This is a genomic window from Paenibacillus sp. 01T422 (assembly GCF_056398785.1).
The window spans coordinates 1-931 of record NZ_JBFTQB010001413.1 but is presented as its reverse complement, the minus strand read 5'-3'; the positions used below and the strand labels follow the sequence as shown (position 1 = coordinate 931).

Here is a 931-nt window from a genome sequence, read left to right as displayed (position 1 = left end):
TCCCATAGCCTTGTCAACCCATGATAGGAGTGAGCACTATGCCGAGTTCCATCGTTTTTAACATGATCAATATCAACAATCAGAATACCAATGCTACCATCGGGATCGGTGAGAATGCACAGTCGAGCTGGGATTCGCACAGTAAGAACAATTACGGAACCGGTGAGTTCATCGGCAATTCGATTTCTTGCAATATCGTGAATTTAATCTTTGATAATGACTTTATTGATGCCCCAATTAATGATCAGGATTTCAAACCTGCTGTTACGAATCAAGTCTAATAGAGTGAGGTGGGTCACATGCAGAGAGCAGCTCTTTCCGCCATTCCTCTTGAACCGCCGCTCATTCAGTTTGACTCTATCCATGTGAATGCGATATCGGATGCTTCTGGCATCTTTATCGGTACGAATACACAAGTGTACTGGACAACAAGCGGGAAGGCAAATTCCGGCCTTGGTGAAGTAAGTGGCGAGAACAATTATGTGGTGAATAATATTAACACGGTTCATGATAATGACATCATCGACGCGCCTTACACCAAAGGGGATCTCGTTATTGGCCGGGTCTAAAAGGCAGCTTCAATGCGCCTTCAGTCCGGCGTTTGCGATGTGCTAACGACCTCTTCCGGCTTTTTGGCACCTGGAGTTGCGGTGTAGCCGGAGGCTTCCGCCTGTGCAGTAATCATCTCCTGAAGCCAATCAGGTGTTTCATTATCGCCGACATTGAGCATGTCGAGGAAGTCGGAGTCGTTGAGCATGGAGCGTGTTCCAACTAACTGATTGTTATCGCCTTCTACAGCGCCAAAGCCTTGTACAGTCTTCTGATTGCTCTGGAAATCGGTTGGCCAATTGTTGCCCATATTGATGCAGGATGCACTTTCAACGGATCCGATTCGGATCGAGCCGATGATAAAAGTCGGTGACATGAAGGA

The 931-nt window shown here is 46.8% G+C and carries 3 protein-coding genes; 2 read left to right on the top strand and 1 reads right to left on the bottom strand.

What is annotated here, in order from left to right; translation table 11 throughout:
* The first annotated feature begins 38 nt into the window (after window positions 1-38).
* Both AC1DUA_RS39175 and AC1DUA_RS39170 read left to right on the top strand, forming a co-directional pair.
* Window positions 39-281 carry a spore germination protein gene (locus tag AC1DUA_RS39175; protein ID WP_477504812.1) on the top strand — a complete coding sequence of 81 codons (243 nt, stop codon included), beginning with the start codon at window positions 39-41 and terminating at the stop codon, window positions 279-281.
* An 18-nt stretch (window positions 282-299) separates the two neighbouring features.
* Window positions 300-569 carry a hypothetical protein gene (locus tag AC1DUA_RS39170; protein ID WP_477504811.1) on the top strand — a complete coding sequence of 90 codons (270 nt, stop codon included), beginning with the start codon at window positions 300-302 and terminating at the stop codon, window positions 567-569.
* Between the two features lie 20 nt (window positions 570-589).
* Here AC1DUA_RS39170 and AC1DUA_RS39165 read toward each other — a convergent pair.
* A partial coding sequence (locus AC1DUA_RS39165) for a hypothetical protein (protein ID WP_477504810.1) occupies window positions 590-931 on the bottom strand: 342 nt, incomplete at its 5' end.

What these genes read in the sequence shown, in the direction of transcription:
- AC1DUA_RS39175 (WP_477504812.1), top strand. Translation starts at nt 39, where the DNA reads ATGCCGAGTTCCATCGTTTTTAACATGATCAATATCAACAATCAGAAT.
- AC1DUA_RS39170 (WP_477504811.1), top strand. Translation starts at nt 300, where the DNA reads ATGCAGAGAGCAGCTCTTTCCGCCATTCCTCTTGAACCGCCGCTCATT.